This is a genomic window from Thioalkalivibrio sp. ALJ12 (assembly GCF_000378305.1).
GTDB lineage: Bacteria > Pseudomonadota > Gammaproteobacteria > Ectothiorhodospirales > Ectothiorhodospiraceae > Thioalkalivibrio.
The window spans coordinates 243,767-270,531 of record NZ_KB899539.1; the positions used below are offsets into that span (position 1 = coordinate 243,767).

Below are 26,765 nucleotides of genomic sequence, written 5' to 3' on the forward strand. Positions count from 1 at the left end.
GATGCGAGTCCCCGGGGGCGTGGCGGAACGGGTAGACGCAAGGCACTTAAAATGCCTCGGCCGCAAGGCTGTGCCGGTTCGAGTCCGGCCGCCCCCACCATTATCTTTCCTTGCACTTGAAGTGCCACGGCTAATCGTCACTTCCAAAAGCATATTTCTGCGCCTCGGGTGAGCAGCGATCTCACCGTTCACAGGGGGGTGTTTTAGGCGCATAGTGGGTACTACCGCTGGTAGTGACAGGTCTGGGCATGGATGACAGCACCCACACGCGCACGGAAGCCCCGCACGACGCGCCTCGGCACAGGGGCCGGGATTCGGGGTCCACGGCGGGCCCCTTTGCCCTGGGCCTGGTGGCCGCCCTGATATTCCTTGGGCTGTTTCTGCTGATTGATCGCGCCTGGAAGATCGAGCTGGAAGATCGCCAGAGTGCCGCGGTGGCGAGCGAGCTCGCCAGTCTGCGCACGCAGGTGGAAAGCGTGATCAATGGGCTGGTGCATTCGACCATCGGGCTGGCGGCCTACGCCTATGTTCATCCGGACCTGGGGACCGACGAGTTCGAGCGCGTAGCCGAGCGCATTTACCGCGGGCATGAAGACCTCGTGATTTCCCTGACGCTGGCACGGGGGCCGATCGTCGAATTTGTCTATCCCCTTGAGGGGAACGAAGGCGTGGTCGGGCTCAACCTCGCCACTCACCCGGAACAGGCGGATTCCTTTCGCCGAGTCCTGAACGAACGAGAGGTGGTCGTAGCGGGCCCCTGGCCGCTGGTTCAGGGCGGTTATGGGCTCCTGGTGCGCGCCCCGGTCGACACGGAGCCCGTTCCAGACAGTCCTGCTCACCTCGCCGCTGACGAGCCTATGGACCAGCTGAGTATCAGCAGCATAGCGCTGGATTTTGAGGCCTTGCTCGAGCGTGCGGGCATCGGCGAACAACTGGGTACGCTGTTGCTTGCCCTGCGCGGCCGGGATGGTGTGGGTGAGGCTGGCCCGTTTTTCTACAATCCTCATGACCTCGCCGAGGAGGCGCCACACCGGCATCGGATTCGTTTCCCGGGGGGCGAATGGCAACTCCTGGCCGATGTAGATCCGGCGCACAGGGATACGGATCGTCCCATGGCCTGGTGGGCATTGGGGTTCGTGGGCGCACTGGCAGTGGGCGGCTACACCTATCGCGTCGGGACGGGCATGCAGGCACGTCGACGTGACCTTGATCGCTACCGGGGCCTGGTGAATCGCTTGGAAGACCCGACGCTCGTGGTGTCCGGGCGACGTATCCTCTGGGCAAACCCGGCGTTTGTTCGAATGCTGGGACAACAACCGCCTGTGAATACGGAGCTGGCACAGTTGGACCTTGTGCACCCGGATGATCTCGACCGGCTTCCACCCAACCTCGATTTCACCGATTCACCGCCCGAGACGCATGGACGCGAGGTACGGATATGCGTGTTTCACGGGGGATGCCGCTTTTTCCTGTTGCGCTGGGTGCCTGTGGACTGGGAGCGAGGCCGTGCGTGGCTGCTGACCTTCGTCGACGTCAACGAAAACCGATTGCTGTTCGATGCCCTGACCGCCGCGCGGGATCTGCAGGATGCGATGTTCGAGGCCATTCCGGGGTATGCCTTTGTGGTCGATTCGGAGGGCACGGTTCGACACGTGTTCGGGGAGGCTTGCCATCGACAGGAGATGGCCCCGGCCCTCCTTGGCGACACCCTGGATCAGTTGTTTCCCTCGGACGTGGCGGCGAACTTCCTCGAGATGGTGAACCGGGCGATCGATGAGGGGACGCTGCAGATGCACGAATACCGCCTGGATGTGGATCTGTTGAAGCGCCTGGGGATTCCCGAGCATGAAACCGGCGCGCGCTGGTTCGAGGCACGGATCCGGCCTCTGGCGCGCGCAATCAACGGCCTCCCCGCAGTCGTCTGGCACGCGCTTGATGTCACGGATCGGCGGGAGCTGGAGGTCAAGCTGAAGACCATGGCCTGGGAAGACCCCCTGACCGGGATGGCCAATCGGGCGGCACTGGATCGTGCGTTCCCGCGGCTTGTGGCGCGTGCCGAGCGTCAGGGGGGACGCCTCGCGCTGCTGTTCATCGATCTGGACCACTTCAAGCCGGTGAATGATCGCTATGGCCATGTCGTGGGCGATCAGCTCTTGCGCCGGGTCGCGGAAAGGCTGAAATCGCATCTGCGCCCGGACGACGTCCTCGTCCGTCTGGGCGGGGACGAGTTCATCGTCCTGACCGCGCCGCTGGAGGAGCGTGAAGAGGGCCTTCATCTAGCCCAGCGGGTGCAGCAGGATCTCGATAACGCGTTCGAGGTCCACACCGGTCCTGGCGAATTCGTGGAGCTAAAGGTCACATCCAGTATTGGTGTGGCCTTCTATCCGGATGTGGGCCGGCATCTGTCGGACCTGATGGTCGCAGCCGACCGGGCCATGTATCAGGTGAAGGCGCAGGGGCGCAATGATGTCGGCCTGGCCGGTGATGCCCCCCCTAACCATGGGCGCCCCACGCCGAGGGTGTAGTCCACAACAACCGGCGAATGGGACGACTAGGCGAGCGGGCGTTGCGGGTCGAGGCGGCCGGCGGTGCTGTCCAGCAAGGGCTCTGGCAGACCCAACAGGCGGTCGGCCACCAATTCCGCGGCCAGGGGTGCGTACAACAGCCCGCGCGAGCCGTGGGCCACATTGAGCCAGACGCGGCGGCCGGGGTCGCGAAGACTCGCACCGGCCAGAGGCAAGCGATCACGTACCACGGCACGGTTACCCGCCCAGCGTTCCAGCGTCACGACCTGGGTGGGGTCACCCAGACCGGGAACCCAGCTCAGGTGCTCGAGGTTGAGCTGGTCGTCCTCGCGGCGAGGCGTGGTGTCGGGTGCGGCTTCCACTGCATCCGGCATCTGTGTCCGCCGATACGTAGCGCCAATCCAGGCCTCGCCCGGGCCTAGCGGGATGCAGTACCCCTGGCCCGTCGTGACCTGGCCACCCCAGTCTGGGAGCGGGGCACGGATCCGGGTCATTTGCCCCGACACGGTCGATACCTGTTCCAGTTCGGGGCACAGGGCGTGTAATCCGGGAGCCGCTGTCGCGACCACTACGTGATCCCATGGGAGAGAATCGGCGCTGGACCCGGCCGGTTGGCCTTCCAGTATCAGGCCCTCGTCGGTGAGGCGCAGGCCGGCGATCCGGCGGGTCTCCACAGGCGGGAGCGACTGCGCGAGGGCCGTACAAAGCCGGGCGAGATTGAGGCCGCAGCCCCCGGGATAGTACAGACGTGGCTCCGGACCCGAATCCGGTCCGCCCTCGAGGTCGAACAAAGCCCCGGTGTACTCCCGCCCAGCGCGCAGCAGGCGCTGCACCCGTTTGCGGCCGTGGGCGCTGACACCATGAAAGGAGACCCCTTCCGCCAGCACGGGGTCAATGCCGGTTTGCGCGGTAATCTCGCCGAGCAGGCCCCGGGTCGAGCGCATGCCGGCCAGGGCCAGATGATTCAACTCCGTGTCCCTGGGGTGGGGGTTCGGCAACAGGACCGCGGCCGGGTTTCCGGATGCGCCGCCCCCGGCGCCGGCAGGGTCGAACAGTCGAACCTCGCAGCCTCTGTTATGCAATGCAAATGCAGAGGCCAGCCCGGCAACGCCGGCACCGATGATCGCAACCCGGGGCCGCTTGAGCGCGTCGGGTACAGGTCCGCGATAGCTGCCTTCCAGGCGTTCACGCTTCTGGCCATGTCCCGGGGCACGTTGGACTTCAAATCCCACTGCCTCCAGATCCCGGCGTACCTGTCCGGCGGCGGTATAGGTGCCAAAGGTGGCGCCGGGGCGCGAAAGGCGCGCGATCTGGCGAAAGACCGCCGTGTTCCACAGGCCCGGGTTCGAGCGTGGCGCGAAACCGTCCAGGAACCAGGCATCGATACCGCCGCGGATCTGCGCCAGCAGGGGAGCGGCATCGCCCAGGCCGAGCGTCAGGATTGCGCGGGCTCCGGGAAACACAATCCGGTGCAGGCCACTGATCGGTGGGGGGTACTGCGCACGGAGGGCCCGGCTATCGGCGTCGTCCAGGTCCAGGTGCCGATGGACCTCCCGCAGATCGTCGAGTGACAATGGATGGGCTTCCAGACTCAGTATCGACAGGAAGGCCCCGGGCGGCGCGTGTTGCCGCCACTGTTGCAGCGTCAGCAGGACGTTGAGGCCTGTACCAAAACCAGTTTCCCCGATGGTGACCGTTCCGCCGGCGGCAAACCGACGCGGGAGGTCGTTGGCCTCGATGAAGACCTCGAAGGCCTCGGCCCCGGGGTCGTCCGAGCCGAAATAGGCGTCCTGGTATTCGGGTGCGTACGGTCGCCCGTCGCGCCAGACGAGGCGCGCGTGCGCCAGTGGTTCACATGGAATAGCGGGAGAATGTGCGGGGGTCACAATCGAAGCGCGCCCCACCTGTAAAGGGGTGGGGCGCCGACCTTTGGCAAAAGCAATGCGTTACTGGCTCAGCAACTCGTCGTAGGGTGTGAACGCGACCTGCGTGTTGCGCACGCCGTTGTCGAGTTGCGCCAGGAGGGTCCGGCTCAAACTCTTGAACTTCTCCAGTTCCTCGCCCGCGAGCGACTCGCTTTCGGGGAGCTCCACACGCATCGGGTCGCGCGGCTGGTTGTTCACGTGGACCTCGTAGTGCAGGTGTGGCCCGGTCGAGCGGCCGGTGTTGCCGGACAGCGCGATACGGTCCCCGCGTTCCACGGTGTCTCCGACGCTGACCAGTTGCCGGTGCAGGTGGAGGTACCGGGTAGAGTAGCCCTGCCCGTGCTCGATCACGATAAAGCGGCCTGCGTAGGGATGGTTCTCCACACGGGTGACGCGGCCGTCAGCTGGCGCGTTCACCGGGGTGCCGATCGGCATGGCGAAATCCGTCCCGGAATGCGGTGCCACACGGCCCGTGACCGGATGCCGCCGACGCGGATCAAAACCGGAACTGATGCGGTAATTGCCCGAGAACGGACGACGATCAAATGGTGGCAAAAGGCTTTCGCCGTCCGGCGTGTAGAAGCGGCCATTGGAGTTGCGGGCCGCGCGTACCGTGATGCGCTGTCCCTCGTAGTCGAAGGCAAGCAGGCGGAGATTGTGCGGGGTGTCGTCACCGACCAGGGTTTCCATCTCCAGCAGCAGAGTGAACTCGTCGCCGGTACGGGCGTGTGTGCGGACCGGGAGGTAGCGGTCCAGCAGCACGGCGATGGCGCCGGCCGCGCGAGGCGAGAGGTCGGTGCGTTGTGCTAGCGCGGCGGACACATTGCCCTCAATCTCGGCACTGATCACCATGTGGCTGACTTCGCGCCCGTTCTCGACCTCACCGCGCTGGAAATCCCAGCCATCTTCCTCGCGGACCCATTCGTAGCCGCTTGCGCGGTCGGTCCAGAGACGCAGGTGGGTCAGGTAGCCGTCTTCGTCCACCTGCCACTCGATCTCCTGCCCCGGCCGTATGCGGTTGAGGATCGATGCGTTCTCGTCATCGTCCAGGAGTCGGTAGAGGGTTGCCAGCGGCAGGTCCCAGTCGCGTTGCCACAGGCTGGTCAGGCGCTCGCCGCTCTCGAGCTTGTGGTTGTTCCAGTCCGAGCGGTCCTCTTCGGCCACGCGGTCCTCGCCTTCGTCGAGGTCGAAGGTTTCGTATGAAGTGGGGTAGTCGGTCTCGTCGTCGAACCCGGAATCATTAATCAGGTCGGTTGCGTAGGCGACCTTGGTGGCTTCGGCGTCGAAGTGCGAACCGGCAGATCCGGCCGCTCCCGGTCCATGCGGCTGGGAGAGTTGCTCGGCCTGGCCGTTCTGGCTATCGGGGGAAACGGTGGGGACCATCGGCGACATCTTGCCGTTGGCCCCGGCTTGCAACGCCGCGATATCGAGCGGTTGCGAGGTTTCTGCGGGCTGAGAAGCGAGAAGAAGACTGGCGCTGATTGCAACAGCGACCCCGGCTGCGCCGAGAAGAAAGACGGGTGGGATCTTTCGTTTGACGCCCATATGGCCTCTGCCCGGAAAAGTTTCCGCTTTATACCACGTTTTTTCCGGTAATAAACCCCCTCTTGCCCACGTTGCGCGGTGTCGCAGGCAGGGTGGCGTTCTCGTGATGCATCAGGACCGGATCCCGATGCCCTTGTTCAACAGTATCAGGGCCGCCGTGTACAGGGCCGCGATGAAGGCCACAATTACGGCAAACGAGACCATGATCGGGAAGTCGCTGGACCCGAGGCTGCCGTAGCGGAAGCCGTCCACCATGTAGAGGATCGGGTTGAGCATCGATACGCCCTGCCAGAACTCCGGGAGCAGGCTGACGGAATAGAACACCCCGCCGAGATAGGTCAGGGGCGTGAGCACGAAGGTGGGCACGATCGCGATGTCGTCAAAGGTACGCGCGAACACGCCGTTGATCAGCCCGGCCAGTGCGAACAGGATCGAGGTGAGCAGGACCACGATCAGCATCACGCCTGCGTTGTGGATACTCAGAGGGCTGAAGAACAACGAGACCAGCAGCACTGCCACGCCGACGCTGAGCCCGCGGGCGACACCCCCGAATACAAAGCCCAGGATGATCACGCTGTTGGGGATCGGCGAGACCAGCATCTCCTCGATGTGGCGCTGGAACTTGGAGCCAAAAAAGGACGAGACGACGTTCGAGTAGCTGTTGGTGATTACCGCGAGCATGATCAGCCCGGGGACGATGAAGTCCATGTAGCGAAAGCCGTCCATGTCTCCGATGCGTTCGCCGATCAGCCCCCCGAAGATGATGAAGTACAGGGCGGTGGTAATCACCGGCGGCAGGATGGTCTGCACCCAGATACGCGCGAAGCGCAGCACCTCCTTGGTCACAATGGTGCGAAAGGCGACCCAGTAGTCATGCAGGTGGCGCTCGCTCATTGCGGGTTCTCCGGCTGCTCGGCGGCGCCCGTGGCCCCCTGCGTCAGGTGGCTGGGGGCGGCGTCACTGCGGGTCATGCGCAGAAACAGCTCTTCCAGCCGGTTCGACTTGTTGCGCATGCTCTGAACCCGCAGCCCGGCATGGTCCAGGACACGGAAGAGGTCGTTCAGGTGCTGCCCGCGCTTGATGTCGGCCTCCAGGGTCAGTTCGTCGATTTGCCGCAACGGGATCTCGGAGTCGTGGGGCAGCTGCCGGACCGGCTCGCTCAGGTCCAGAACCATGGTCTCGGTCTCGAGCTTCGCGAGGAGCTGCTTCATCGTGGTGTTTTCGACGATCTGGCCGTCATCGATGATCGCGATGTTGCGGCAGAGGGACTCCGCCTCTTCCAGATAGTGCGTGGTCAGGATGATGCTGCGGCCATCGGTATTGATGCGACGGAGAAAATCCCACATCGAGCGACGCAGCTCGATGTCCACTCCGGCCGTGGGTTCGTCCAGGATCAGCAGTTTCGGTTCGTGCACCAGGGCGCGGGCGATCATGAGCCGGCGTTTCATCCCGCCGGACAGGGTGCGTGCCATGTCCTTGCGCTTCTCCCACAGCCCCAGCTCGCGCAGGTAGTGCTCGGTGCGGCGCCAGGCCTCGTGGCGCGGGATGCCGTAGTAGCCGGCCTGGTTCACCACGATCTCGCCGATCGGCTCGAAGTTGTTGAAGTTGAACTCCTGCGGGACCAGGCCGATCGAGCGCTTCACGGACTGTTGATCACGGTCGAGGTCGTACCCGAACACGCGCACCTCACCGGCCGTCTTGTTGATCAGCGAGGTGATGATGCCGATGGTGGTCGACTTGCCCGCCCCATTGGGCCCGAGCAGGGCGAAGAAACTCCCGGGCGCCACCTCCAGGTCGATGCCCTTGAGGGCCTCGAATCCGTTCTTGTAGGTCTTGCGCAGGCCGCGAATTTCCAGCGCTGGTGTCATGCTCACATCCTGTGACGGTGGGTGTACCGGCCGGGGCGGCCGACGGGCGTTATTATGGCCGTTTTGACCGAACCGGGAGGAAAGCCGCGTGGATTCTGCCTTTGTTGAAGCCGCCGACGATGCCATCGATCTGGTACCCGTCACCACCGACACCCTGGAGTCCCGTCTCGAGGCGGCCCCGCCAACGTGGCGCGCCTGGGCCGAGGCGGGGCGCTTCGAGGGCAAGGACGGGCAGGTCCTGCGTGTTCCCGGGGATCAGGGACAGCTTGCCGCGGTCCTGGTGGGATTCGATGCCGAGACACCCCTGTGGATGCTAGCCGCGGCGGCCGAGACCCTGGCGACGGGCCACTATCGCCTGGTCACGGCGGGTCTCGACCCGACCATTCAGGAGCAGGCCGCGATCGGCTGGGGGCTGGGGTGCTACCGCTTCGACCGCTATCGGGCGGCCGAGGATCGGCCGGCGCCCAGGCTGGTCTGGCCCGAGGCGGTCCATCGCAAGCGAGTGATGGCCTATATCGACTCCATCGCCATGACCCGGGACCTGATCAACACCCCGGCCGCCGACATGATGCCAGCGAACCTCGCCCTGACGGCGCGCGAGCTGGCCGAGGCCTTTGGCTGCAGCCTGCACGTGGTCAGCGACAGCGACGCGCTGGAGAAGTCGTTCCCCTGCGTGTACGCGGTGGGCGAGGCGAGTGCGCACGGCCCGCGGGTGATCGAACTCACCTGGGGCCCCGCGGGTGCTCCGTCCGTCGTGCTGGTGGGCAAGGGCGTCTGTTTCGATTCCGGAGGCCTGAACCTGAAACCGGGCAACTCCATGCGCCAGATGAAAAAGGACATGGGCGGGGCTGCGATCGTGCTGGGGCTCGCGCGCCTGATCATGGCGACGGAACTGCCGGTTCGGCTGACAGTACTGATCGGCGCGGTCGAGAACGCGGTGGGTTCGCGTGCGTTCCGCCCCGGGGACGTGCTGACCGCGCGCAATGGCAAGACGATCGAGGTGGACAACACCGACGCGGAAGGAAGGCTGGTGCTCGCGGACCTGCTGGACCGGGCGGGCAGCTTCCACCCGGACCTGCTGGTCGACTTTGCCACCCTGACCGGCGCGGCCCGCGTCGCGGTGGGGACGGAGATCAGCGCTGTCTTTGCCAGCGATGAGAACTGGGCGAACGCGCTGGAAGCCCCGGCCAGAGCCTGGGACGACCCGGTCTGCCCGCTACCGCTGCATGCCCCGTATCGCTACATGCTGGACAGCGATGTCGCCGACATCGTCAACAGCTCGACCGGTGGCTACGCCGGCGCGATCACCGCAGGGCTGTTCCTGAAGGAGTTCGTGCCGGAAGACGTGCCGTGGCTGCACTTCGACATTATGGCGTTCAACGTGCGCGCCCGGCCGGGCCGCCCCAAGGGGGGCGAGGCGATGGGGCTGCGCGCGCTGCACGGGGCACTCGAAGAGCGCTACGCCAGCCAGAAAGCGTAAGCGGGGATTCAGCGGGCGAGGCGTTCGATCGGGAAGGCGGCGGTATCAGTGATCGCCTGGGCCAGCCCCTCGGCGTAGTGGTCGATCAGGGCCTGACCCAACTCGGGCGTGGCGCGGTCCGCGGCGCCTACGACGCCCTCTGGATTGAGGTCATCCGCCATCCAGGCGAACGCAGTCTCGCCGGTGGGACCCAGGCGTCCGGTCGTGCCCTCGAGATCCTCGCCCAGCGAACGGGCGTCCGGCGCGCGGTCCATCTGGACGAGTGTCGGTGCCAGCACACGCATCATTGCGGTCTCGCTAAGACCACCGTGCAGGCCATGTCGGCACTCGCGTTCGGGGATGTCGATGGTGTCCGGCAGTGGCTGCAGGAAGTAGTGGTGCTTGGTGACCAGCAGTCCATGGTCCCGGCGCAGATCCAGTGCGGCGAGCTCCATGATCGCGGTGTTGCCCCCGTGGCTGTTGGCCAGCACCAGGCGGCGAAAGCCGGCGTGGGCGACGCCCGCGCCGATCTCGCGCAACACCGCGAGCGCCGTCTCCGGTGTGAGGCTCAGCGTCCCTGCGAAATGGGTGTGTTCGGCGCTGGTAGCGATCGCCAGCGGCGGCAGCACCAGCGGCTCGAGATCGCTCGGGAGTATCGTCGCCGCCGCGTCCAGCAGGCCCAGGCCGATGCGCAGGTCCGTTTCCAGCGGCAGGTGGGGGCCATGCTGCTCGATCGCGGCCATGGGCAGCACCACGACCGCGTCGCGACGGGCATGGTCGGCAATGGCCTCGGTGGTCAGGTCCTGCCAGCGGATCAGGGTGCGGGTGTCCATTCAGGCAGCGTTGTCCGCGAGCGCGGTCCGGGTCAAGCCCCGCGCAGCCGGGCGTAGATGTCGCCGGAACCTACACGCTCCACATGCTGTTCCAGCCAGGCGCGGATGGCATCCGCGCTCTGCCAGGTGTCGAACCGGAAGCGGCGCTGTTCACCCACGATCAGGTTGTACTCGTAGTCACCCAGGGCGGTCAGTTGCGCCAGGCACTCCTCGGTGACCTCGTCGGCGCCGGCGACGAACTCGAAGGACAACGCCGGGACGGGTTGGCTGAGTCCGCGCAGGACCTCGGCCTCCAGACCCTCGACATCGATCTTGCAGAAGGCCGGCAGGCCGTGATCGGCGATGAGCTGGTCCAGGGTGACCATGGGAACCGCGATCTGGTCGTCCCAGGTCACCTTGCGGAAGCTGCGATTGCGTTTCGCGATCTCGCTTGTGAAACGTCGCGAGACCGAGGAGACGGTCGGGGTGCTGCGACTGACCTCGAGCTGCGCGGTACCATTCTCGGGGCCTACGGCCTCGCGGCGGACCCGCACGCCCGGGAGCCTGGCGGTGGCTCTGCGCAGCAGCCGCAGGATATGGGGCTGCGGCTCGAGCGCGATCACGTGCGCCCCGAGTGCGGCGAAGGCGCGGGTGCGATCTCCGATATGGGCGCCGATGTCGAACACGAGGTCACCGGGCCGCACGAACCCGGCGTAGAGGCGGCGCAGGCCGGCCTGGCGCCCGGGTCGCCAGTAGATCGCCATCGAGCGCAGGGTGCCCAGCCATGCCTGCAGGTGCTGGGGGAGCCGGTTGCGCGCGGCGGTGTCCTCGGGCGTGTCCATGTCGGCAGGCTACCGGACGCGGAACGTGCCGGCCATCGGGGGGTCCGAGAGTAGGTCTACCACCGGGGATGGTGCCTCAAACAGGAGAATTGCATGCAAGGCAGAGTAATCCGACGGCATGGCATGGGCGTGATGCTGGCCGCGATGCTGGCCGCGCCGCTGGTGCCCGGTGTGGCCAGCGCGGCGTGTCCGGCCCCGGGGCAATGGGCCACGCCGGCCGGCGAGGAGCTGGATCGCGCGGAGCTGTTCGCCGAGTTGGCGCAGGCGGATGCGGTGCTCCTGGGCGAGCGCCACGATCGCATGGATCACCATCGCTGGCAGTTGGGAACACTGGCTGCCCTGCACGGGCAGCGCCCGGACATGGTCATCGGCCTCGAGATGCTGCCGCGCTCCGTGCAACCGGTGCTGGATCAGTGGGTGGCCGGCGAACTGGACGCGGATGCATTTCTGCGCGACAGCGACTGGTATACCCACTGGGGCTTCGACCCGGAGCTGTACTGGCCGATTCTCCATTTTGCCCGTGTACATGATGTCCCGCTGGTGGCGCTGAACGCCGAACGTGCACTGGTTCAGCGGCTCGGACAGGAAGGCTGGGACGCGGTCCCGGAGGATGAGCGCTACGGCGTCAGCCAGCCGGCCGATCCGCCCGAGGCCTACCGCGAGTATCTGGTGGAGGTGATGGAACGCCATCCGGCGGGCATGGAGCGCGACTCCGACCGGTTCATCGGGTCGCAGCTGGCGTGGGACCGCATGATGGCCGCCGGCATCGCCGAGGTCCTGGAGGCTTCGGACGAGCCGCCACTGGTGGTCGGGATCATCGGTTCCGGCCACCTGCAATATGGCCATGGCGTGCCGCATCAGCTGGCCGATCTGGGCTATGAACAGGCCCCGGTCCTGCTGCCCCGCGAGTACCGGGAGGACTGTTCCGCGGCCGATCCGGGCCTGGCCCGGGCGGTATTCGGCATCACGGATGGAGATCGCTTTGACCGCGCTTCACCGATGCTCGGCGTGCAGCTGCGCGGCGACGAGGACGGCGGAGTGACCATCCAGGGTGTGCAGTCGGGCTCCGTGGGTGAGGCCGCGGGCCTGGAGGGGGGCGACCGAGTCCTTCGTGCCGGCGACCAGCCAGTGGAGCGCCCGTCGGATCTGCAACGGATCGTCCAGCGCGTGACACCGGGCACCTGGCTGCCGCTGGAGATCGAGCGCAACGGCGAGGCCGAAGAGCGCGTAGCCCGATTCCCGTACGCCGATTAAACGAGGGGGCAATATGCGCGCGGCATGGTGGATCTCGATGGGCCTTATGGCGTTGCTGGGCTTCCCGGTCGCTTCGGCGGCCGGTAACGATTACGCCGAACCCGATTCCGACTTCCCGCTCGGCCTGAGCGTGCACCTGCACCCGGGCGAATCGACCTTCGACGGGCGTCTGGCGCTGGATCTGGAGCTCCTGGACCGGGACCCGCCGAGCCGATTGCGCCTTGATCCCGCCATGGGGATTGATGCCGTGACCCTGGATGGTGAGCCCATCGAACACGAGCTGACCGAGTCGGGCTGGCTGGAACTGGGGAGTGTGCTGTCCGATCGCGATGCCGGGCTCCTGGTGATCGCGTATGGCGCTCGGTTGTCGCGGCCTGATCAGGCGCGTCCCGGCTCGGGATTCCTGGGCGAGGAAGCCGGGTTTCTGCCAGCGGGGGCGGGCTGGTATCCCGCGCTGGAGGACGAGCCCGTGCCCATGCGAATTCAACTGACGGTGGACGGTGGCCAGAAGGCTGTGGTCTCCGGCTCGCTGATCGATGACACGCGCGAGGGCGAGCGCTATCAGGCCCGTTACGAACACCCCGCTGCGCGCCACCTGGCGCTCGCCTCCGGCATTTGGGAGTTGGGCGTGATCGAGGGCGACGGGTGGCAGGTGCGTACCCTGTTCCCGCAGTCGCTGCATGAGGCCTTTGGCGAGACCTACCGCGAGAAGACCGTCGAGTACATCGAGCGTTTCGAATCGGAGATCGGGCCGTATCCGTACAGCAGCCTGACCGTGGCGGCCTCGCCGCAGCCGGTGGGGCTGGCGTTCTCCGGTTTTACGCTCTTGGGCGAACAAGTCATCCCGCTCCCGTTCATTCCGCATACCTCGCTGGGGCACGAGGTCCTGCACATGTGGTGGGGCACGGGGGTCTATGTCGATCGCTCGGGCGGCAACTGGTCGGAGGGGCTGACCACCTACATGGCGGACTACCAGTTCAAGCGCGAGGCGGGTGAGGGGCGCGAGGAGCGAGCCCAGTGGCTGCGCGACTACGCGGCACTCCCGGCGGACGAGGATCGCGCCCATGGGGAGTACCAGGGCGGCAACCAGGGCGCGTTGCGCATCGCCGGCTATCACCGGGGCGCGATGATCTGGCGGATGCTGGAGGACTGGATCGGGCGCGAGGCGTTTTTGGAGGGTGCTCGCACGCTCTACAACGACTGGAAGGGGCGTGAGGCGGACTGGGATGCGCTGATCGCGGCCTTCGATTCCGCCACCGACGAGGATCTGGAACCGTTCTTCCGCCAGTGGGTTGATCGGCGCGGTGCGCCGGCACTCGAACTGGCCGCTCTTGCCGTCGAACAGGAGACGAATGGGTGGACGCTGTCGGGTACGTTGCGTCAGTCCCGTGATGACGACCCCTGGGATCTGCGTGTACCCCTCGTGGTCGAGACCGAACAGGGGGCGGAGACGTTCTGGATTGCGCTGGCCGACCGTGAAAAGGCGTTCGAGGTGGATCTGGATGCCAAGCCGCTGCGCGTCGCCGCCGATCCCGACTGGCGGCTATTTCGCCATCTGGCCGAAGGCGAATCCCCGGCGATCCTGCGCCGCGCCGCACTAGACCCGGACACACAGGTGATCGCATTGGGCTCGGCGCGGCCGGTCGAGGTGGCGCCCTGGCTGGGGCGCGCACCCGAGCAGAGCCAAAACATGGAAGGGACCCGCATCGTGCTCGGCGAGCCGGACTCGGTTCGCGACTGGCTGCGCGCCCGCGACTGGCCGGAATCGCCGGCGGCGATCGACAGCGACCTGCCCGAGTCCCCGGACGCCGCAGCCTGGGCCGTGCCCGGCGAGGATGTGATCGTGATTGCGGGCTCGGATGCGCAGCAACGCCGTGCGCTGGCGGGCGAGCTGCGCCACCGGGCGCATTACAGCTATGTCCTGCTGGAAGGCGAAGAGCGCCGCACGGGGCACTGGGCCACGCCGGGGATCTGGAAGGAACTGCAATGACGGAGGCGTTCGAGCTGGATAGGCGCCTGCACGCGGATACCTGGTTCGTCGCGGACTGGCCCCTGTCGACGCTGCTGATGATGGATCATGCGGCAATCCCGTGGTTCATCCTGGTCCCGCGCCGCGCAGGTTTACGCGAGTTGCATGACCTTGGGTCCGACGATGCGGCAATGCTGGCACGGGAGTCTTTGGTCCTGGCGCGGGCGATGCAGGCGGCCTTCGAGCCGCAGACGCTGAATGTGGCCAAGCTGGGCAATATCGTCGGGCAGCTGCACCTGCACCATATCGCCCGTCAGCCGGGCGATCCGGCCTGGCCGGGCCCGGTCTGGGGCGTCCCCGCCGAGCGGGGCCTGGAAAAGAACGAGGCCGAGGACCGCATGCAGCGGGTCCTCGGCCTCGTGGAACGACTGGGCTAGGCCGGCTTAGAAGCGGTAGCCGACGTTCATCCCGAAGGTCCACGGGTCGATCTCGACCGTCCCGATACGCTGGCCGTCGAGACGCGCGGTGCTCTCGATGTCGATCCAGCGCACCTCGGTGTTCAGGAACCAGTTGTCATCCAGCGCGATGTCGATCCCGGCTTGCAGAGCGACACCCCAGGAGTCGTCGAGCCGCAGGCGGCTGTCGGACAGTGCACCGCGGGTGGTCGTGTCAAAGAAGTGGGTGTAGTTCACGCCCGCCCCCAGGTACGGGCGGAACGCCGAGCCGGTGTTGAAGTGGTACTGCAGGCTCAGGGTCGGCGGCAGGTGTCGGGTGTAGCCGACGTTGCCCAGACCTTCCAACGCGATGTCGTGCTTGAACGGGATCCCGACCAGCAGCTCCAGACCCAGGTTGTCAGTGAGCATGTAGGTCGCAGTGCCGGTCGGGCGCGTGCTGGAACCGACGTCCACGCTCAGGTCATCTCCCGTCAGTTCGCCGTTGTCGGACTTCGGCGAGATGTAGGTCAGGCCGCCGCGCAGCAGCCAGTCGCCGGCGGAGACATCCGCGCTGGCGGCGGCCGCTTGGGCCGGGATGAGGGCCGCCGGGGCCAGCAGGCCGGCCAGGGCTAGGGCACGAAAGGTCAGGGTACGGCGCATGTTCGGTTCCTCCGACAATGTGATGGTTCAGAGGTACTATTGCCCGCCTGGTATTAGCACTTGTTGATGCAGATCACGAGCGACAATAGTTTTCAGAACGGCAGCCGCTGGCCCTCGAAGTCGTAGAAGTTCCCGGAGTCCGATGCCTCCAGACGATCCAGCACCTTCAGGAGTTCGCCGGTGGCGTATTCCGGCGCGAGCACTTCCGGGGCGCGGGCCCGATAGGGCTCCGACAGGCGGGTCGCACAGGTCCCCGGCTGCAGGGCGATCACCGCGGCCTGGCGATGGCTGAAGCGCAGCTCCAGCGCCGTCGTGCGGACAATCTGGTTGAGCGCGGCCTTGGAAGCGCGGTAGCTCACCCATCCACCCAGCTGATTGTCCTCGATGGAGCCGACTCGGGCCGATAGGGTCGCCAGGATGCCCTTGCGCTGACGCGGCAACAAAGGTGCCAGGTGTTTGAACAGCAGGGCCGGGCCGATGGCATTGATGGCAAACGAGCGCGCCATGATCGCCGGATCGAGATCGCGCAGACGCTTCTCCGGGCCGTGGCCGTCGATGGTCAGGATGCCGGTGGCGTCCAGGATTAGATCCCATTCGGGCGCTTGTTTGCGTAGCCAGCCAGCGGCGCGTTCGATGCTGGTTTCGTCGAGGAGATCGACGGGCGGTTCGCTGTGGCGGCCAAGTGCCACTACGCACCCGCAGTTCGGGTCGTTTTCAAGATGCTCAGCAAACGCGGCGCCGAGCCCGCCCGTGGCACCGACGACCACGGCGCGATAGGGTATCTGCAGGGATTCCATACTGCCTGCGACCACGGCGCGGGGAATTGATTCCGGGGCCATGCCTCGGCAAGGGAGCGCATGAACTTTCTCCACACGCTGGGCCATGCGGCGCGCAATCTTGCGCCCATCGTGATCGTGGTTGCGGTGTTCCAGGCGCTGGTGCTGCGTACGGTGCCGGATGGCCTGCTGTCCATGGTGATCGGGCTGGCCATCGTGGTCTTTGGCGTGGCGCTGTTCCTGCAGGGCCTGGAGATGGGGATCTTCCCCATCGGCAAGAACCTGTCCAACGCGCTGGCCCGGCGCGGTTCGCTGCTCCTGCTGATGGCGTTCGGCTTTACCCTCGGCTTCGCTACCGTGATCGCGGAACCGGCCCTGATCGCTGTGGCGGAGCAGGCGGAGCTGATCAGCGAGGGACGGATCGAGGGCTTGGTCCTGCGCCTGATTGTCGCGTTGTCCGTGGGTGCCGTGGTGGCGCTGGGCATCCTGCGCACGGTCATGGGCCATCCGCTGCACTGGTACATTCTGAGCGGCTACGTGCTGGTGGTGCTGGTGACCTTCTTTGCCCCCGAGGAGATCGTCGGTCTGGCCTATGACTCGGGCGGGGTCACCACAAACATCGTGACGGTGCCGCTGGTGGCGGCGCTGGGCCTCGGCCTGGCGGCCTCGATCAGCGGGCGCAATCCACTGCGCGACGGCTTTGGCCTGGTGGCGCTTGCCGTGATGGTGCCAATGATCACGGTGCAGCTCTACGGAATCATTGTGTTCGCCGGCGCGGAGGTCGACGCCCCGGGCAATGGCGAGACCGCGGCCATGGATGCGGACACGGACCTTCCGGGTGCGGGCGAGGAACACTGGCTCTCCGCGATGGGGATGGACCTGCTACTGATGCTGCGCGATGTCGCACCGATCATCGCGGTGATTGTGGTATTCCAGTACTTCGTGCTGCGCAAGCGCATCCCGTATCTGCCGCGGGTGATCTTCGGCTTCGTGCTGGTCGTGCTGGGCCTGTACGCCTTCGTGGTCGGGCTCAAGCTGGGCCTGTTCCCGATCGGCGAGAGCATGGCCGAGCAGTTGATCACCAACGAACTGTTCCTGTGGGTCTACCTGTTCGCGTTTTCCATCGGATTTGCGACCACGATGGCGGAGCCCGCGCTCATCGCGATTGGCCAGAAGGCCGAGGAGGCGGCGCGCGGTTCATTACGCGGCAATGTAATCCGCATCCTGGTGGCGCTGGGGGTCGCAATCGGTATCACCATTGGCGTGCACCGCATCCTGGTGGGCGACTCCATCCATCAATACATCATGGCTGGCTACCTGCTGGTGATCGTGCTGACGATCCTCGCCCCCAAGCAGATCGTGGCGCTCGCCTTCGACTTGGGCGGGGTGACGACCTCCGAGGTGACCGTACCCCTGGTCACAGCCCTCGGGATCGGTCTGGCCACGCATCTGGAAGACCGTAATGTCCTGATCGACGGCTTCGGCCTGATCGCCTTCGCGTCGATCTTCCCCATCGTCACCGTGATGGTCTACGCCATCCTGGTGGATATCTACGAGCGCTGGACCGGCAGGGGCCGCGCACAACAGGAGGATTCGCCATGAGATTTTCGGCATTGATCGCCGTGCTTCCGGATGACCTCGAGCAGCGGGCCATCGAGACGGCCAAGGCCGCGGGCGCCGGCGGCGTCACGATCATGGATGCCCGCGGTATCGGCGCGGAGGCCCGCAAGACGTTTCTGGGCATGACCTACGAGGGCAGCCAGTCGGTGCTGATGTGGGTGCTGGAAAAGAAGGTCGCGCTGAACGTGCTCAAGGTCATCAGTCAGGAGCTGGAACTCGAAGGAGACCCGCGCGGCGTTGCATTCACCGTGGATATTGCCCACCTGGCCGGGATCGGGCGCAAGCAGATCGAGCAGTTCCAGGAACACGTTAAGGAAGAGATCTGAGGAGGACTCGAGCATGCTGGTAAGCGACATCCTGAAGCCCAATGTGATTACCGTGTCGCCGCTCGCGCCCTTGCGCGAGGCGATGCAGCTGATGCGGCGGCACAACGTGAAGTCCCTGGTGGTGGACAAGCAGCACGAGCACGACGCCTACGGGATCATCACCTACACAACAATCCTGAAGACCATCGTGGCCGAGGAGGGCGATATCGACCTCTCCAACGTCTACGATGTCTGTGCGAAGCCGGTGATCACCGTGCCGGCCGAGATGGACGTGAAGTACGTGGCGCGGCTGATGGTCAATCAGGGCATCCGGCGCCTGGTCGTGCTGCGGGGCAATACCCTGGAAGGAATCGTTACCACCAGCGATATCGTGGGCTCGATTCTCGAAATGGCGGATATGGAATGAACCTCCCCGCCGCGGGACACTCGGACCGGTAGTGCCGGTCCCAGGCTGATCCATTTCTAAGGAGTCCCGTGGCCACTGTCGCGTACATCGAGGGGTTCGAGAAACTCCGGCTGCTGGATGCAGCCATCGACCAGTCGAGCCACTCTGTTCTGATCACGGACGCGGACCTGGACGACGGGCCACGCATCGTCTACGTGAATGCCGGCTTCGAACAGATGACCGGGTACGCGGCCGACGAGGTGCTGGGCAAGACCCCGCGCCTGCTGCAGGGGCCGCGGACATCACGGGTAATCCTCGACCGCCTGCGCGCCGCGCTGGATGCGGGCGAGATGTTTGACGGCGAGGCGATCAACTATCGCAAGGATGGCAGTACCTACGTGGTGCGCTGGCATATCTCGCCCGTGTATGCCGACGATGCGCCGGAACGGATTACGCATTACGTATCACTGCAGCAGGACGTGACCGCCGAACGGGAACGCGACGAGCAGTTAAGACTGCTGTCGACCGCGCTGGAAGTGTCGGGTGATCCGGTCCTGATCACCGATCCTGAAGGTACGATTACCTACGTTAATGCCGCCTTCGAGGAGCTCATGGGCTATTCGCGCCGCGATGTCCTGGGCGCGAATCCGCGACGCTTCAGATCGGGCAGTCACGACGATGTCTTTTATCGCGGGATGTGGGAGTCGCTGGAGCGCGGCGAGACCTTCCGGGGCGAGTTCGTGAATCGGCGTCGCGATGGATCCCTGATCCATCTGGAGCAGACGATCACCCCGGTACTCGATGACCACGGCGAGATTTCGCATTACGTCGCCCTGGGCAAGGACGTGACCGACCGGGTGCGCATGGAGGACGAGATCCGGCGTGTGGCGAATACCGACTGGCTGACCGGCGTCGCGAATCGCCTGAGCCTCGGGAACACGCTGGAGGCGGAGATCGAGCGCAGCCAGCGCTATGGTCGTCCGCTGAGCCTGATCATGTTCGATCTGGATCACTTCAAGGCGGTGAATGACCGTTACGGCCACGATGCCGGCGACGAAGTCCTTAAAGCGCTGGCGAAGACCGTGAGTGCGGAACTGCGCGACGCGGATACCCTGGGTCGTTGGGGCGGAGAAGAGTTCATCATCTTGGTGCCCGAGACCCGGCTGGTGGGTGCGACGGCCATGGCCGAAAAGCTGCGCCAGGCGGTCGCTGCGATGAGCGTGCCCGGGGTGCCGGGCGTCACCGCCAGCTTCGGGGTCGCCGAACGGGCCTCCGGTGACAGCGCCAAGCTCCTCGCGCGGCGGGCTGACGAGGCGATGTACCAGGCCAAGCGGGCAGGGCGCGATCGTGTGGTCGCGCTCTAGGTATCCGGTGACGGAGACACAAAAAAGGCCGGCGAACGCCGGCCTTTTCCTTGATGCGCTGAAGGCGCCGGTAACGGCTTACCCGCGGCGACGCAGCACCCAGATTTCCAGCAGGGCCCAGTCTTCGCCGGGGTAGTTTTCCTGCTCCAGCGGCGACATACGACGGTGACGGGTTGCAGTACTGCCGACAAAGTCCAGACGATCCAGCAACAAACGCTTGGTGGCGTCCGCTTTTTCTAGTGCGAAGGGGTTGAGAAAATTCACCAGCATGTAGCCTTCGCCCTTGCCGCGCGCGAAGGCGTCCACCAGGCTCTCGATGGCCGGCGGGTCCAGATAGACCAGCGATGCGGTGGAGATGACGATGTCTGCCTCTTCCATCGACTGCTCGATCGCGTTGCGCGTGTCGGCGTCGGCCTGGTTCAGGTCAGCCTCGAAGGTCTGGTCGAACAGACCCGAGCTCTTGCCGTAGGCGAGGGCGTTGCCGGAGATGTCGATGCCGGTCGTTTTGATGGGCAGACGGCGCGGGGCAGCAACCGTCTTGCAGGCCTGCTCGTCGGCCCAGTTGGCGCGGATTGCCTCGACATCCATGCCGTGCACGGCCGCCATGGTGGTGTTGCCAAAGCAGCAGCACAGATCGACGTAATTCAGGGTCTTGCCTGCGTCAGCCTGTTGCTGCGCCCAGGGGAGAATCAGCCGGTCGAAGGTTTGCCGGTTGAAGTCGTCGGAGATGTAATCGAGCGCGTCGATGATGCGCTCCTTGAACGGCACCGGGGTCTCGGCGACGTAGATATCGTCGAAATGCTGCTTCTTCTCCTCGGTCTTCACTTGCGGCTCACTCATCGGCTTCTCCTCGTTGGATAAACCCACCATGTTCAGGGGCATGAGCCGCAAGCGTCAAGTAAACCTACTGAAGTCGTTGTAACCTCCGTCGCATCATGCTGCGGCTCTGCTATGTATCATGAGGAGAAAGGAGTGCGCGCTGCCGGCGGTGCCGGGAGTCGGAGGGGGCCGGAAGGGAACTGCATGAAGATCGATTGCTTCAAGGCGTACGACGTACGCGGCCGCGTGCCGGATCAACTCAACCCCGAGGTGGTATACGCCATCGGACGCGCCTTTGCCGAAGAGGTCCGGCCCGGCCGTACGGTGGTCGGACACGATATCCGCCTCTCCAGCCCGACACTGGCCCAGGCCCTGACCGAAGGACTCACCGCCGGCGGTAGCGACGTGGCCGATATCGGTCTGTGCGGGACCGAAGAGGTCTACTTTGCGACTGCGCACTACGGGGCTGGTGGCGGGGTGATGGTTACCGCGAGCCACAACCCACTGGATTACAACGGGCTCAAGCTCGTGCGCGGCGAGTCGCGACCGATCAGCGGGGACTCCGGGCTGCAGGCGATCCAGGCATGCGCAGAGCGCGGCGACTTCCGCCCCATGCCACAAGGCCAGGTACATCCGCTGGACCATCGGCCGGACTATATCGCCCGGCTGCTCGCATCGGTCGACCGGGAGGCGCTGCCGAAGCTGCGCGTAGTCGTAAACCCGGGCAATGGCGGTGCGGGCCCGGTGCTGGAGGCACTGGAGCCTCATCTGCCGTTCGAACTGATCCGCGTGAATTTCGAGCCGGACGGACATTTCCCCAATGGCATCCCCAACCCGCTGTTGCCGGAGAACCGTGCGGCCACGGCCGACGCCGTGCGCAAGCATGGCGCGGATCTGGGTGTGGCCTGGGATGGCGACTTCGATCGCTGCTTCCTGTTCGATGCAGTGGGGAATTTCATCGAGGGCTACTACATTGTGGGGCTTCTGGCTCAGGCCTGCCTGGAAGGCGGGCAACCCGGCGAGCGGATCGTCCACGACCCGCGGCTGACCTGGAACACCATCGAGATGGTGCGAGCGGCGAGTGGCGAGCCCGTCCAGTCCAAGACCGGGCACGCATTCATGAAGGAGCGCCTGCGCCACGAGGACGCCATCTACGGCGGCGAGATGAGCGCGCATCACTACTTCCGGGACTTTTACTACTGCGATAGCGGGATGCTGCCGTGGCTGCGGGTCGCCGAGTTGATGGGGCGCCGAGGTCAGTCGCTGGGCGAAATGGTGGCCGAGCGCATGGCGCGCTACCCCTGCAGCGGCGAGCTGAACTTCGAGGTCGCGGACGTCGAAGCCGCCACGGATCGCGTTCTCGCGGCCCTTGAGGGTCAGGGTGGCGAGGAAGATCGCACCGACGGCGTCAGCCTCGAGTTCCCGGACTGGCGCTTCAACCTGCGCAGCTCCAACACCGAACCGCTGTTGCGGCTGAACGTCGAGACCCGCGCTGATCCGGCCCTGCTGGAGCGTCGCGTGGAAGAGCTTTCCCGCCTGATACGGGGATAACAACGATGGCGCCTGCCGATACCCAGAACCAGCTGCAACCGGTGATCCTGGCCGGCGGTACCGGCACGCGGCTGTGGCCGGTGTCGCGCAGCCATTACCCGAAGCAGTTCCTGCCCCTGACTGGCGACCAGACGCTGCTGCAACAAACTGTCGCGCGCCTGGAGGGCCTGCATGCGGCGGCACCAATGGTGCTGGCCAACGTGGAGCACCGCTTCCTCGCCGCCGAGCAATTGCGCGCGATTGGTGTCGAACAGGCGCGCATCCTGCTGGAACCAGAGGGGCGCAACACGGCCCCGGCGATTGCCCTGGCGGCGCTGCAGGCCCGCGCGGAAGGCGACGACCCGTTGCTGCTGGTCCTGGCCGCGGATCACCACATCGGCGATGGCGATGCCTTCAAGGCTGCCGTGGGCCGCGCCGTGGCGCTGGCGGAGGCCGACTATCTGGTCACCTTTGGGATCGTGCCGGTGACACCGGAGACCGGTTATGGCTATATCCAGCAGGGCGAGTCGCTGGGCGAGGCCGGTGCGCGGGTCGCGCGTTTTGTCGAAAAGCCCGATGCTGCCACGGCGCGCGAGTACCTGAGCCAGGGGGGCTATCTCTGGAACAGCGGCATGTTCGTATTCCGTGCCTCGCAGTATATGCAGGAGCTGGAGCGCTTCGAGCCCGAGATCGTTACGGCCTGTCAGGCCGCGCTGGAGGGGGCGCGCGAGGACCTCGATTTCCTGCGCGTAGCCCCGGAGGCGTTTGCCCGGGCCCCGAACATCTCGGTGGACTACGCCGTGATGGAGCGCACCGACCGCGCGGCGGTCACGCCCCTGGCCGCGGGCTGGAGCGATATCGGGTCCTGGTCCGCGCTGGCCGGGGTGCGCGGGACCGACGCGCAGGGCAATACCCTGCGTGGCGATTGCCTGCTGGAGGACAGCGAGGGCTGCGTGGTCGATGCCGACGGCCTGCTGGTTGCGGGGATCGGCCTGCGCAACCTCGCGGTGGTCGCCACCCGCGATGCGGTGCTGGTGGCGGACCGCGACCGCGTGCAGGACGTCAAGCGCATCGTCGAGCGGCTGAAGTCGGACAACCGCAGCGAGCATGTGGACCACCCGGCGGTGTATCGCCCCTGGGGCTGCTACGAGTGCGTCGACGTCGGGCGGCGCTATCAGGTCAAGCGCATTACCGTGAAACCCGGGGCGAAGCTCTCGCTGCAGATGCACCACCACCGCGCGGAACACTGGGTGGTCGTCAGCGGCACCGCGCGGGTGCGCAACGGCGAAGAGACCTATCTGGTGACGGAGAACCAGTCCACCTATGTGCCGATCGGGCAGATCCATTCGCTGGAGAACCCGGGCGCGATCCCGCTGGAGCTGATCGAAATCCAGTCCGGCAGCTATCTGGGCGAGGACGACATCGTGCGCCTGGAGGACCTCTACGGCCGCGTCTGAGCGTCGCCCGAGGCGCAATCCCTATCCGAAGTCGCGGGAGCGGGTAGTCAGCTCGCCCAGCCAGGCGCTGCGATCGATCAGGCGCTGTACGATCAGGTGCCCAACCCCCTCGCTGTACTGCCATTCCCCGTGGGCCTCCAGCAGGCGGCCGTGCAGTACCTCGGCGCGAAAGCGCTCCACCCGGTCCGGCCAGACGATCAGGTTCAGCGTGCCGCTCTCGTCCTCCAGGGTCAGGAACACTGTGCCGTTGGCCGAGCCCGGCCGCTGGCGGGTGATCACGAGCCCGGCATAGCGGGCACCGGGATGCCCGGGGCACTCCAGCAGCCGGGCGGCGGTGGGCAGCCGCCTGCGCTCCAGGAACGGGCGCATCAGCGCCAGTGGGTGCGGACCCAGGCTCAGGCCCTGGGTGGCGTAGTCCTGTACCAGGTCATCCACCGCATCCGGGCGCGGCAGCAGCGGGGTCACGTCGGCCTCGCGCACTGTGTCGGTCGGGGCCTCGGCGAACAGGGGCAGGGGTTCCTCCACCGCCTCGGTCGCCCAGCGCGCCTGGTGGCGGTTGCCGGCCAGTCCCTTCAGGGCGTCGGCGCGGGCCAGGCGGTTGGCCTGGGCACGGGTCAGGGCGGCGCGGGCGACCAGATCCGGCACGTCCGCGAACGGGCGCTCGGTGCGCGCGGCGACGACGCGCTCGGCCACGGCCCGCGCGAGCCCGCCGACCCGGTTCAGGCCCAGGCGCAGGGCCAGCGCGTCGCTCCCGGCCACCGGCTCCACCGTGCAGTCCCAGTCACTGCAGCGCACATCCACCGGGCGCACCTCCACGCCGTGGCGGCGCGCGTCGGCGACGATCTGTGCAGGGGCGTAGAAGCCCATCGGCTGGCTGTTCAGCAGCGCGCAGGCAAAGATCGCCGGTTCATGGCACTTGAGCCAGGACGAGACATAGGTGATCAGCGCAAAGCTGGCCGAGTGCGACTCGGGGAAGCCGTACTCGCCAAAGCCAAGGATCTGCTTGTACAGCTGCTCGGCGAACTTCTCCGGATAGCCGCGTTGCCGCATCCCGTCCATCAGGCGCTCGCGGTAGCGCGCGAGCTGGCCGGTACGGCGCCAGGCCCCGATCGCGCGGCGCAGCCCGTCCGCCTCGCCGGCGGAGAAGCCGGCCGCGACCATCGCCAGCTCGATCACCTGCTCCTGGAAGATCGGCACCCCCAGGGTGCGCCCCAGCACCCGCCGGATCTCGGGATTCGGATAACGCACCCGCTCCGGGTGGGCACGGCGCTTCAGATATGGGTGCACCATCTCGCCCTGGATCGGGCCGGGGCGCACGATGGCGATCTCGATCACCAGGTCGTAGAAGTTCGCGGGCTTCAGTCGCGGCAGCATGCTCATCTGCGCGCGCGACTCGATCTGGAACACGCCCAGGGTGTCGGCCTTCTGCAGCATGTGGTAGACCGCCGGATCCTCGGCGGGGATGTCGGCCAGACCCCAGTCGCGGCCCCGGTGGCGCGCCATCAGCTCCAGCGCGCGGCGCACGCAGGAGAGCATCCCCAGCGCCAGCACGTCGATCTTCAACAGCCCCACCGCGTCGAGGTCGTCCTTGTCCCACTGGATCACCGAGCGCTCCGGCATCGCCGCGTTCTCGATCGGCACCAGCTCGTCCAGCCGGCCCTCGGCGATCACGAAGCCGCCGGTGTGCTGCGACAGGTGGCGGGGGAAGCCCAGCAGCTCGGCGGTCAGCGCCTGCCACTGTCGGGCCAGGGCACCATCCGGATCCAGCCCGACCTCGCGCAGGCGCTCGGCAGGGATGCCGTCGTCCCACCAGGCGAGGTTGGCGGTCAGCGCATCCAGCCGCGCGCGCGAGATGCCCAGGGCGCGGCCGACGTCGCGCAGGGCGCTGCGCCGGCGGTAGCGGATCACCGTGCAGGCCAGCGCCGCGCGCTCGCGGCCGTAGCGCCGGTAGATGTACTGGATCACCTCCTCGCGGCGCTCGTGCTCGAAGTCGACATCGATATCCGGCGGCTCGCCACGCTCGGCGGAGATGAAGCGCTCGAACAGCATGCTGGAGCGCGAGGGGTCCACCGCCGTGATGCCGAGGGCATAACAGACCGCGGAGTTCGCCGCCGAGCCCCGCCCCTGGCACAGGATCCCGCGACCGCGGGCAAAGCGCACGATGTCGTAGACCGTCAGGAAGTAGGGCTCGTAGCCGAGCTGCGCGATGATTCCGAGCTCGCGCTCGATCTGCTCCGTTACCTTCGGCGGGATGCCGTCGGGCCAACGTCCTCGCGCGCCCTTCAGGGTCTCCTTGCGCAGGTAGGCGGCCGGGCTCGTGTCCCGGGGCAGGGGATCGGTCGGGTAGCGGTAGGTGACCGCGTCCAGCGAGAAGTCGCAGTCCCGCGCGATCCGCACACTGGCCGCGAGCCAGGCGGCGGGATACAGCGCGGCCAGGTCGTCGCGCGGGCGCAGGCAGCGCTCGCCGTTGGGGAAGCGCGACGGGGCCGCCTCGGCAACTGTGGTGCGCAGGCGCAGCGCGGTCAGCACGTCCTGCAGGGCACGCCGGCCGCGAGAATGCATGTGCACATCGCCGCAAGCGACGATCGGGAGTCCCACCGTGTCGGCGAGCTGCTGTGTGCGGGTTGCCAGCGCGGCATCCTCCGGCGTGCGCAGCTGGCTGACCGCCAGATGGGCCTGCCCCGGCGCGGCCCACCCGGCCAGCCAGCGGGCCGCTTCGGCGAGCGTCGGCTCCGCGATCTCGGGCTCGATACGCAGCAGGACGTGCCAGCCGGCACGCGCCTCGGCGGGCAGGGCGTCGAGGTCCGCCTGTGTCAGGTGGTAGTGCCCCTTGTCCGCCGCCCCGCGTGCATGGGTGATCAGCCGGCACAGCGCGGCATAGCCCGCCGCATTGCGCACCAGCAGGGTCAGGGCGGGGCCGTGTGCCAGCTGGAAGGTCGCCCCCAGGATCAGGTGCAACCCGCAGTCCTTCGCCGCCGCGTGCGCGCGGACCACGCCGGCCAGCGAGGCGATATCGGTCAGCGCCAGCGCGCGATAGCCCAGCGCTCGGGCCCGCTCCACCAGCTCCTCCGGGTGCGAGGCCCCGCGCAGGAACGAGAAGTTGCTGACGGCCGTCAGCTCGGCGTACTCCGGTGGTTCGGGGGTAGTGGCATCCATATACTGTTTATATAAACAGTATTACGGGCTGGCAAGAAA

At 66.5% G+C, this 26,765-nt stretch carries 21 protein-coding genes and 1 tRNA gene; 12 read left to right on the forward strand and 10 right to left on the reverse strand.

The genetic code is table 11. From position 1 onward, the window contains the following. Positions 1 to 13: 13 nt before the first annotated feature. Both F467_RS0108540 and F467_RS0108545 read left to right on the forward strand, forming a co-directional pair. Positions 14 to 100 (forward strand) — tRNA-Leu (locus tag F467_RS0108540). 148 nt (positions 101 to 248) lie between these two features. Further along, a complete protein-coding gene (locus F467_RS0108545; protein ID WP_018139691.1) occupies positions 249 to 2,525 on the forward strand; it encodes a diguanylate cyclase in 2,277 nt (758 codons plus the stop codon). A 26-nt stretch (positions 2,526 to 2,551) separates the two neighbouring features. Here the strand turns inward: F467_RS0108545 and mnmD are convergent, their stop codons facing one another. From mnmD to F467_RS0108565, 4 genes are all read right to left on the reverse strand, one after another. Further along, positions 2,552 to 4,411, reverse strand: coding sequence for a tRNA (5-methylaminomethyl-2-thiouridine)(34)-methyltransferase MnmD (mnmD, locus tag F467_RS0108550; RefSeq protein WP_018139692.1), 1,860 nt, complete (start codon positions 4,409 to 4,411; stop codon positions 2,552 to 2,554). Positions 4,412 to 4,471: 60 nt separating this feature from the next. Continuing rightward, complete coding sequence (locus F467_RS0108555) at positions 4,472 to 5,842, reverse strand: peptidoglycan DD-metalloendopeptidase family protein (RefSeq protein ID WP_018994337.1); 1,371 nt, start codon at positions 5,840 to 5,842, stop codon at positions 4,472 to 4,474. A gap of 264 nt (positions 5,843 to 6,106) precedes the next feature. Continuing rightward, complete coding sequence (locus tag F467_RS0108560) at positions 6,107 to 6,889, reverse strand: ABC transporter permease (protein ID WP_018139694.1); 783 nt, start codon at positions 6,887 to 6,889, stop codon at positions 6,107 to 6,109. Next, positions 6,886 to 7,863, reverse strand: coding sequence for an ABC transporter ATP-binding protein (locus tag F467_RS0108565; protein WP_018139695.1), 978 nt, complete (start codon positions 7,861 to 7,863; stop codon positions 6,886 to 6,888). The genes F467_RS0108560 and F467_RS0108565 overlap by 4 nt, the downstream gene beginning before the upstream one ends. Positions 7,864 to 7,951: 88 nt before the next feature. On the opposite strand from F467_RS0108565, the gene F467_RS0108570 reads away from it, so the two are divergent. Then, positions 7,952 to 9,343 carry a M17 family metallopeptidase gene (locus F467_RS0108570; RefSeq protein WP_018139696.1) on the forward strand — a complete coding sequence of 464 codons (1,392 nt, stop codon included), beginning with the start codon at positions 7,952 to 7,954 and terminating at the stop codon, positions 9,341 to 9,343. An 8-nt stretch (positions 9,344 to 9,351) separates the two neighbouring features. Here the strand turns inward: F467_RS0108570 and F467_RS0108575 are convergent, their stop codons facing one another. Next, on the reverse strand, positions 9,352 to 10,155 hold the full coding sequence (locus F467_RS0108575) for a creatininase family protein (protein ID WP_018139697.1): 804 nt from the start codon (positions 10,153 to 10,155) through the stop codon (positions 9,352 to 9,354). Between the two features lie 32 nt (positions 10,156 to 10,187). Next, positions 10,188 to 10,976: an FkbM family methyltransferase gene (locus tag F467_RS0108580; RefSeq protein WP_018139698.1), complete on the reverse strand. Its 789-nt coding sequence runs from the start codon at positions 10,974 to 10,976 to the stop codon at positions 10,188 to 10,190. 123 nt (positions 10,977 to 11,099) lie between these two features. On the opposite strand from F467_RS0108580, the gene F467_RS0108585 reads away from it, so the two are divergent. From F467_RS0108585 to F467_RS0108595, 3 genes are read left to right on the forward strand one after another with little or no spacing between them, the layout of a single operon-like run. Then, positions 11,100 to 12,230, forward strand: a complete 1,131-nt coding sequence (locus F467_RS0108585) for a ChaN family lipoprotein (protein ID WP_018139699.1) — start codon at positions 11,100 to 11,102, stop codon at positions 12,228 to 12,230. A 13-nt stretch (positions 12,231 to 12,243) separates the two neighbouring features. Next, positions 12,244 to 14,220, forward strand: a complete 1,977-nt coding sequence (locus F467_RS0108590; protein ID WP_018139700.1) for a M1 family metallopeptidase — start codon at positions 12,244 to 12,246, stop codon at positions 14,218 to 14,220. Next, the gene (locus tag F467_RS0108595; protein WP_018139701.1) at positions 14,217 to 14,636 is read left to right on the forward strand and encodes an HIT domain-containing protein; all 420 of its coding nucleotides are present in this window, start codon (positions 14,217 to 14,219) and stop codon (positions 14,634 to 14,636) included. The genes F467_RS0108590 and F467_RS0108595 overlap by 4 nt, the downstream gene beginning before the upstream one ends. A 6-nt stretch (positions 14,637 to 14,642) precedes the next feature. Here the strand turns inward: F467_RS0108595 and F467_RS0108600 are convergent, their stop codons facing one another. Then, entirely contained in the window at positions 14,643 to 15,293 is a 651-nt protein-coding gene (locus F467_RS0108600) for an OmpW family protein (protein ID WP_018139702.1), read from the reverse strand. Between the two features lie 92 nt (positions 15,294 to 15,385). Beyond that, positions 15,386 to 16,090, reverse strand: coding sequence for an SDR family NAD(P)-dependent oxidoreductase (locus F467_RS0108605; RefSeq protein ID WP_018139703.1), 705 nt, complete (start codon positions 16,088 to 16,090; stop codon positions 15,386 to 15,388). A gap of 60 nt (positions 16,091 to 16,150) precedes the next feature. Here F467_RS0108605 and F467_RS0108610 point away from each other — a divergent pair, with 60 nt between their 5' ends. From F467_RS0108610 to F467_RS0108625, 4 genes are all read left to right on the forward strand, one after another. Further along, positions 16,151 to 17,671 carry a DUF1538 domain-containing protein gene (locus tag F467_RS0108610; protein WP_018139704.1) on the forward strand — a complete coding sequence of 507 codons (1,521 nt, stop codon included), beginning with the start codon at positions 16,151 to 16,153 and terminating at the stop codon, positions 17,669 to 17,671. After that, positions 17,668 to 18,015, forward strand: coding sequence for a hypothetical protein (locus tag F467_RS0108615; RefSeq protein ID WP_018139705.1), 348 nt, complete (start codon positions 17,668 to 17,670; stop codon positions 18,013 to 18,015). Before F467_RS0108610 ends, F467_RS0108615 begins: the two co-directional genes overlap by 4 nt. 13 nt (positions 18,016 to 18,028) lie before the next feature. After that, positions 18,029 to 18,421, forward strand: coding sequence for a CBS domain-containing protein (locus tag F467_RS0108620; RefSeq protein WP_018139706.1), 393 nt, complete (start codon positions 18,029 to 18,031; stop codon positions 18,419 to 18,421). A gap of 68 nt (positions 18,422 to 18,489) precedes the next feature. Beyond that, a complete protein-coding gene (locus F467_RS0108625; RefSeq protein WP_018139707.1) occupies positions 18,490 to 19,764 on the forward strand; it encodes a sensor domain-containing diguanylate cyclase in 1,275 nt (424 codons plus the stop codon). A 78-nt stretch (positions 19,765 to 19,842) separates the two neighbouring features. On the opposite strand, the gene F467_RS0108630 is transcribed toward F467_RS0108625, so the two are convergent. Further along, complete coding sequence (locus F467_RS0108630; RefSeq protein WP_026182236.1) at positions 19,843 to 20,604, reverse strand: class I SAM-dependent methyltransferase; 762 nt, start codon at positions 20,602 to 20,604, stop codon at positions 19,843 to 19,845. A 183-nt stretch (positions 20,605 to 20,787) separates the two neighbouring features. Between F467_RS0108630 and F467_RS0108635 the strand changes: the two genes are divergently transcribed. Then, positions 20,788 to 22,134, forward strand: a complete 1,347-nt coding sequence (locus tag F467_RS0108635; RefSeq protein ID WP_018139709.1) for a phosphomannomutase/phosphoglucomutase — start codon at positions 20,788 to 20,790, stop codon at positions 22,132 to 22,134. Between the two features lie 5 nt (positions 22,135 to 22,139). After that, positions 22,140 to 23,570 carry a mannose-1-phosphate guanylyltransferase/mannose-6-phosphate isomerase gene (locus F467_RS0108640; protein WP_018139710.1) on the forward strand — a complete coding sequence of 477 codons (1,431 nt, stop codon included), beginning with the start codon at positions 22,140 to 22,142 and terminating at the stop codon, positions 23,568 to 23,570. 21 nt (positions 23,571 to 23,591) lie between these two features. On the opposite strand, the gene F467_RS0108645 is transcribed toward F467_RS0108640, so the two are convergent. Beyond that, the gene (locus F467_RS0108645; protein ID WP_018139711.1) at positions 23,592 to 26,726 is read right to left on the reverse strand and encodes an error-prone DNA polymerase; all 3,135 of its coding nucleotides are present in this window, start codon (positions 26,724 to 26,726) and stop codon (positions 23,592 to 23,594) included. Positions 26,727 to 26,765 lie beyond the last annotated feature (39 nt).